This window comes from Candidatus Methylomirabilota bacterium, from assembly GCA_028870115.1.
Taxonomy (GTDB): Bacteria; Methylomirabilota; Methylomirabilia; order Methylomirabilales; family Methylomirabilaceae; genus Methylomirabilis.
Map to the genome: position 1 here is coordinate 21,924 of JAGWQH010000014.1, position 6,905 is coordinate 28,828.

Genomic DNA, 6,905 nt, shown 5'->3' on the forward strand with positions numbered 1-6,905 from the left:
CTCTACTACCCACGCTCTCATGGCGCACTGGGTCTCGCGCTATGGCGTTAAAAGGGCCGGAAGAAGTCAGGTAAGAGAGTGAAGTCTCGTTAGCTCTCACTAAGGTGGATCATCAGTTTCTGACCAACCTGGAGCTTGGTCTGACGACCGAGAGCATTCCAACGGTAGAGTTGATCCGGCGTAACATCGTGGATTCTGGCAATCCCCCAAAGGGTGTCACCTCTTTTTACCTGGTAGTACATGGCGGGGGTTGTGAGAGTGCCCGCGATGCTGACTTTACGGTTGTTTTTCGCGGCCTGCGCGCCTACCTGTAATGACTGTCCAGGTCTGATCTTCGCCTGGCCTTTCAGATCGGTATTGTTCCACCGTCGGAGTTCCTCAGGCGTGACGGCGTAGGCCTTGGCGATCCCAAAGAGCGTATCACCAGGCTTGACGATGTGGACGGTGGAGCTGGCGGGTGGAGTGACCTCAGAGACTCGCGGTGCGACAGTTCGAGAACGGGTGGCATGAGCAAGGGTCATGGCCCGCTCACTCGATCGTTGGACTGGCGGCAATCGAAGCAGCGCCCCCACCTTCAATCTATCGCCAACCTTTACCCCATTCAGGCTGGCGAGTCCGGCGGCTGTCATTCGATACTGCGATGCGATCGATCCTAGGGTCTCCTTTCTTTTCACCCGATGCCACCGGCCTGCGACCTGAACTGCCAGACGGGAAGGGGATCGAGGCAGCTTATCCAGGTTGGCCAAGAGGGTCTCCTTCGTGCCACGCGGTAGATAGATCTCATGCCCAGCGGTAGCCGCAGGGGTTACCCCACGCATGATGGCTGGATTGAGATTACGGATCGCATCGGGCGAAACGCCCACCGCCCGGGCGACGGACCGCAGCTCAATGGCTCCGGGCACGGTCACCCGCTCTAGCTCCCAGGGCTCCTCAACCGGTGCATCAAATCCGTACCGATTAGGGTCTTTGGCAATAATGGTGATAGCCATGAAAGCCGGGACAAACAGTTGGGTTTCCCTTGGAAGCCTTAACGACCAAAAATCGGTAGTTCCCTGCTGTTCGATGGCCCGCTGAATCCGCTGCTCGCCTGCGTTGTATGCGGCCAGCGCCAGCGGCCAGGAGTGAAACATCCCGTACAGCTCTTTCAGGTAGGCGGCAGCCCCGAGGGTGGCCTTTTCCGGATCCCGCCTCTCGTCAAGCCAGTGATTCACTCTCATCCCGTACCGATTCCCGGTCGGTTTAATAAACTGCCAGATTCCGGAGGCTTTCGCCCTGGAGTATGCCCGGTAGTTGAAGGAGCTTTCGATATAGGGCAGATTGATGAGCTCCAGTGGAAGGCCTTGATTCCGAAAAATCCTGCGCATCATCGGCAGGTACCGGCCTGCCCGCTCGAAGGCCCGGTTCATCACGCCCCACTTTCGAGTTTGGTAATACTCGATGTAAGCCTTGACTTGCTCGTTGAGTACGATCGGTACGTCAAAGTTGCTCACGTCCAGTTCGGGCATCGAAACGATCTCGCCGCCAGGAGATGACAGCCTCGGCGCTTCTTCGGGAACGACAAGGTCAGGGGCCGCCTCCGTATCGGCTTCGCGCTCCTCTTCCTGTTCGTCTACCACGCTATCTGCGTCTTGGCCTGGAGAAGCGGCAGATAGTGCCGCCTTGAGGAGAGCTGTTTCTTCGATAAGTTGGAGGCGAAGGCCATCTGAGGTCGCCACCCCTGAGATCTTCGACAGAATGCCCTTTGAGATCTCCAACTCTTCCTGAGCCTTGACTCGATCCCCTGCCGTTAATGCTTGCATCCCCCTGGAAGAATGGGCCAACCCATTTCGCAGGACCCCCTCATCTTCACTTGGTTTACGAAGCGTTTCGGTAAGAGCTGCGTCCTGGGGCTGGACGCTCTGAGTGCTCGGAGATGAAACAACAGCGGCTGTAAGAAAATTGTCAGGGTGGCTCGGCGGCGGGGTCGCGGCGAGGCCATTGCCACGGGTCGGCTCGTCGGAAGACAAGGCTAAAGTGGGGGCAAAAAGCGATGCACTCAGTGTGATAGCGACCGCCACCCACAGGAGCTTTCGGGAGCATCGATGGTCCATCTTGACCTCCTGTCAGGGTTGTAAGCCTAAAGCTGGCAAGAATTCAAGAAGCCGTAACGATCTGTTTCTCTAATAGAGCCTCTCACGGTAGTGAGGCGATTGCGGTAGTTTATAGCCTTCTGCAATGAGTTTGTCAAGCCCCAAAAACAGCAACTGGACATCTTGACGCGCTTCTGACGGTAGCAACGATAGGCAAAGCTATGCTATACTGGCGCCATGAAAATCCTCTCTGCCGAGTTCATTACAAGCGTAGCGTCGCTTGCCCAACTTCCGCACGAGCAACGAGCGGAGATCGCAGTCGTAGGCCGCTCCAATGTCGGTAAGTCCTCGTTGATTAACTGTCTGCTGCGTCGCCGTGGGCTTGCCCGCGTTAGCGCCGTACCGGGCCGAACACAACTTCTCAATTTTTTTCTGGTCAACCAGGACTTTTATCTGGTTGATCTTCCTGGCTACGGCTATGCAAAGGCGCCTGACTCGATTCGGCGGGCGTGGGGACCACTGGTCGAGGGGTACCTTGCCGCAAGTCGCAACCTCAGAGTAGTTGTGGTACTTCTTGATGCGCGACAAGGGGTCACGGAGAGGGACCTGCAGATGAAACGGTTACTGGATGAGCTCTCTCTCGATTGGGTTCCCGTTCTTACCAAGATCGATAAGCTTCGGCGGACAGGCCGGCACGCGCAGATTTGCGACGTCACCCAAGCCTTAGGCGTGAGCGATCCTCGGGTGATTATCCCGTTTTCCGCGAAGTCTGAGGAGGGCCGGGAATCGCTGCTGGCGATCATCGGCGGCTGCGCGCACAAGCGATCTAGCCCGAGGGGTTCGGCGTTGACTCTAACCTCCGGACCTGCTAGGCTCGCATCGGCAATGGCGGGGCAGTCATAGTCACCGACCAGTGCAGGAATGTATGAGGAGTTGGGTGGGTATGAGTAAATCACGATGGGCCCGACAATGTCTCTGCGGATTATTGGGGCTGGCCGTGTTCGGTCAAGGGTGCGTGGCCGCGCAGACGGTTGAGCCTGAGCCTGCGATACGGCTTAGCGCACCCATAGCTGCCGTCGTTTCTGTGCCCGAAGCGACCGAGAGGGAAGAAGGCAAGGCCGAGGCCTACTATCGATTCATAAGAAGCCTGCTGGCGGAGCAAATACGGGACTATCAGACAGCGATCAAGTGGCAAAAGGCCGCACTGCAGGTCGACCCTCGATCTGTCGTCATGCACAATCACCTGGCCTCCCTGTATATGAAGCGGGGCGACTTTCGAGGTGCGATCAACACGGGAGAGGATGCGCTTGCCCTTGATTCGAAGAATCTTCAAACTCACCTGCTCTTGGCTGCTGTCTATCAGAGCCTGCATAACCTTCCGGCCGCCGAACGGTACCTCCGTGAGGCGGTCGATCTGGACCCCGCTCGGACCGAGACGTACCTGCAACTCGCGGCCCTCTATGGAGAGGCCAGGAGAGCGCAGGAGGCGATTGCAGTGTACCGGAAAGCGCTGGACGTTGATCCGGGCTCGCTGGTTATCCGCTATAACCTGGGTCGTCTCTACCTGGAGGAGGGACAGTCGGAGCAGGCGAGCCAGGTCTTTCGGGAGATCCTGGAACGCGACTCAGAGTTTGATCCCGCGTTGGCGGCGCTCGGGATGAGTCTTGAAGCGCAGGGGAGATTAGACGAGGCCAGGGAGCTGTACCAACGTGCGCTCAAAGATGATCTTAGGAATGACGAGCTTCGAGAGCGTTTGGCTCAGTTGCTCTTGAGACAGAAAGACCTTGACGCCGCGCTTGTCGAGTATCGGCGGCTGCTCGATCAAGAGCCGAACAACAGCTCATTTAAGCTGCGGATTGGGTTCATCTACTATGAGAAGAAGGTGTATGGCGAGGCCATTCGAGCCTTTCGAGACATCCTCCGACAGGAACCGAGCAATTATGAGGTTCGTTACTATCTGGGGCTGACCCTTGAGGATGATAAGCGCCTCGATGAGGCCCTTGAAGAGTTGGCGCAGATTCCCAAGGACAGTCCACGCTATCCGGACTCGCTGTTCCACCGCGGGTACATCCTCAGCCAGAAGGAACGGTATGCCGAGGCCAGTGATCTGCTCTCTACGGCGGGAACCCTCAGGCCGAACGAGGGCACCATTCCGTACCTGCTGGGTCTGATCTATTTTCAACAAAAGAGCTATGCTCAGGCCATCGCGCAACTTGAGCGCGCGCTCGGGCTGGAACCGAGCAATGCCGCCTACCTCTATCAACTCGGCTCGGCCTTTGAGCGGAGTCATCAAATTGACAAGGCCGAAACGATCTTTCGCAAGCTTTTGGTTGTCGATCCCAGGAATGCTGATGCGTACAACTACCTGGGCTACATGTTCGCCGACGAGGGGATCAGGCTCGATGAGTCGGTCGCTTTAGTCAAGAAGGCTTTAGAGCTTGAGCCTGATAACGGGGCGTTCGTAGACAGTCTGGGCTGGGCCTACTATAAGAAGGGAATGGTGGACGAAGCCCTGGTAGAACTGAAGCGCGCCGCGGAACTCTCCAAGAAGGCGGACCCCACCATCTTTGAACACCTCGGAGATGTGTATTTCAGAAAGCAGATGGTCCCTGAGGCGATCAGGGAGTGGGAACGATCCCTTGCCATCGATGGTGCCAACGAGGCAGTACAGCACAAGCTCAGAAAGGCCCGAAACGTACTCTCTCGGGAAGGTGGATGACCGGTCGTCCATCTCTGCGATACGTGGCGCTCATAACGGGAATAGCGCTCAGTGGGTGTGCGTACGGTCTTGAACTCGTTCCGGAGGGAAAGGACCTTTTGCGCCCTTCGCGACCAGTTGCACAGCAGATTCTCCGCACCATACAGGAGCGCGAGGCTACAGTCACAGGTTTGCAAGCCATGCTCGACCTCACAGTGCGCCGGGGGGGAGCACAAGAGTTTCGTCAAGAGGTGGTCGCCATCGAGCGACCCGACCTGATTCGACTAGAGAGCATCGGCTGGGGCGGGTTCACGTCATCGGTTATCGTGAGCGACGGACGACGACTGATTGCGCATGCGCTGCTGCAGAATATATTTGCCGAAGGGAGTGCGACGCCTGATAACGTGGCTGCGATTACGGGATTCCGCGTGGTGCCGGCTCATCTGGTGCGATTGCTGCTCGGCTTACCACCCCTTGCTATTCAGATCGAGAAGGCAGAACTATATGGCCCGGACAACGATCGCGCGTATCTGCTACGAGAACAGGAATCGCCATTCACGCAGCGCCTCTGGTTCGCCGATGACGATCTGAGCCTTCTAAAAGGGGAGTTGTATGACCGACAATCACTGCGTTTGAGATTTCGGTACGCTCCTACGGCTCACGGGGTGCGCGTGCTCGTCTTGGAGGAGCCTGTGAAGCAGGTGACGGTGGAGGTCTCGTACCGGTCCTATAAAATGAATCCTGAGTTGCCTCGTGAGTTATTTCAAATCCCGCAGCCGGCCCAAGGGGCGCAGGTGGTGAACCTGGATATAGGTGTGCCCCCATCGCTCAGATTCCCTTGAGATATGAAGCAGGTCACGCTGGCTTCTCCTTCCAAGGTTAATCTCTTTCTAGAGGTTCTTGGGCGGCGTGACGATGGGTACCACGAGATCTGCTCGATCGTGGTGCTGACCGAGCTGTGCGATACCATCATCCTGGAACGCCGCACGAGCGGGATTACGATCCGGGCCAGAGATCCCAAAGTTCCGCCCGGGCCTGATAATCTGTGTTATCGGGCGGCCGATCTGCTGCTGCGATACAGTGGTGTACACGGCGGGGTGAGCATTCGGATCGAGAAGCATATCCCTATTGCCGGAGGGATGGGAGGGGGATCGAGTAACGCCGCGGCGACCCTGTGGGGGCTGAACCTGTTGTACGACCTCGGGTGGCCTCGCGAGGAGTTGACATGCCTCGGGTCTGAGTTGGGTTCCGATGTCCCCCTTTTTTTTTGTCGGGGGGCTGCCTTTGTACGGGGGCGAGGGGAGCGGGTAGAAGAGCTGGTTGCGCTGACGCCACGATGGCTCGTGATTGCCAATCCCGGAATGGAAATCTCTACGGCGTCAGTCTACCGTCGGCTGCGATTACCGTTGACATCCGAGGAAGCCGGGTTTATAATGCGAGATTTGGTTGAGTCCGGCCAGGAAGAGGCTGCGCTTTCGCACTGCTTCAACCGGCTGGAAGATGTGGTGCTCGAGGCCTATCCGCCAGTCGCTAACCTCAAACAACGGTTATTGCTGTTGGGCGCAAGCCCGGTCTTGGTCAGCGGGAGCGGGCCAACTGTCTTTGGCATTATGCGAGAGGCCGAGATGGCCAAGCGGGTCGCGTCGAGTTTAGTCGAGAACGGAATTGCTGCGGTTGCCTGCCGCACCTTGGAGAGGAACCCTCTGTTCGCGTCGGAGCAGTAGGGGCGAGATTCGTTACGCCTCTACTTGGGGGGTCGGATAAGGGTAATCCGGCAGACTTTGGATCTGCACATCGAGGTTCGAGTCCTCGCCCCCCAGCCAGCAGGTGGCGGGCCGTCATCGAGTGTAGAGGGGGAGGAGGAACTATGCGCTATTCGGAGAACGTCTGATGGCTGATCGGTTAATCCTTTTCTCTGGTAATGCCAATCCGGCCTTGTCGCAAGAGATTGCGGATTACCTTGACGTTCCACTGGGTGATGTCGAGGTATCGCGCTTCGCTGACGACGAGATCCTGGTCCAGATCTTCGAGAATGTCAGGGGTGCCGACGTCTTCGTGATCCAGCCCACCTGCCGACCCGTCAACGAGAACCTGATGGAACTGTTGGTGATCATTGATGCCTTGAAGCGGGCGTCGGC

General features: G+C 57.5%; 6 protein-coding genes and 1 tRNA gene. 6 read left to right on the plus strand and 1 reads right to left on the minus strand.

Annotated features, from left to right (window positions below; translation table 11 throughout):
- Positions 1 to 89: 89 nt before the first annotated feature.
- Positions 90 to 1,799 carry a LysM peptidoglycan-binding domain-containing protein gene (locus tag KGL31_00710; GenBank protein ID MDE2320433.1) on the minus strand — a complete coding sequence of 570 codons (1,710 nt, stop codon included), beginning with the start codon at positions 1,797 to 1,799 and terminating at the stop codon, positions 90 to 92.
- 507 nt (positions 1,800 to 2,306) lie between these two features.
- Here KGL31_00710 and KGL31_00715 point away from each other — a divergent pair.
- The 6 genes from KGL31_00715 to KGL31_00740 all read left to right on the plus strand — a co-directional run.
- Positions 2,307 to 2,972, plus strand: coding sequence for a YihA family ribosome biogenesis GTP-binding protein (locus KGL31_00715; protein MDE2320434.1), 666 nt, complete (start codon positions 2,307 to 2,309; stop codon positions 2,970 to 2,972).
- 40 nt (positions 2,973 to 3,012) lie between these two features.
- Positions 3,013 to 4,788: a tetratricopeptide repeat protein gene (locus tag KGL31_00720; GenBank protein ID MDE2320435.1), complete on the plus strand. Its 1,776-nt coding sequence runs from the start codon at positions 3,013 to 3,015 to the stop codon at positions 4,786 to 4,788.
- Positions 4,785 to 5,609, plus strand: coding sequence for a hypothetical protein (locus KGL31_00725; GenBank protein ID MDE2320436.1), 825 nt, complete (start codon positions 4,785 to 4,787; stop codon positions 5,607 to 5,609). Before KGL31_00720 ends, KGL31_00725 begins: the two co-directional genes overlap by 4 nt.
- 3 nt (positions 5,610 to 5,612) lie before the next feature.
- Complete coding sequence (gene ispE / locus KGL31_00730) at positions 5,613 to 6,491, plus strand: 4-(cytidine 5'-diphospho)-2-C-methyl-D-erythritol kinase (GenBank protein ID MDE2320437.1); 879 nt, start codon at positions 5,613 to 5,615, stop codon at positions 6,489 to 6,491.
- A gap of 25 nt (positions 6,492 to 6,516) precedes the next feature.
- Positions 6,517 to 6,590 (plus strand) — tRNA-Gln (locus KGL31_00735).
- Between the two features lie 67 nt (positions 6,591 to 6,657).
- A partial coding sequence (locus KGL31_00740) for a ribose-phosphate pyrophosphokinase-like domain-containing protein (GenBank protein MDE2320438.1) occupies positions 6,658 to 6,905 on the plus strand: 248 nt, incomplete at its 3' end.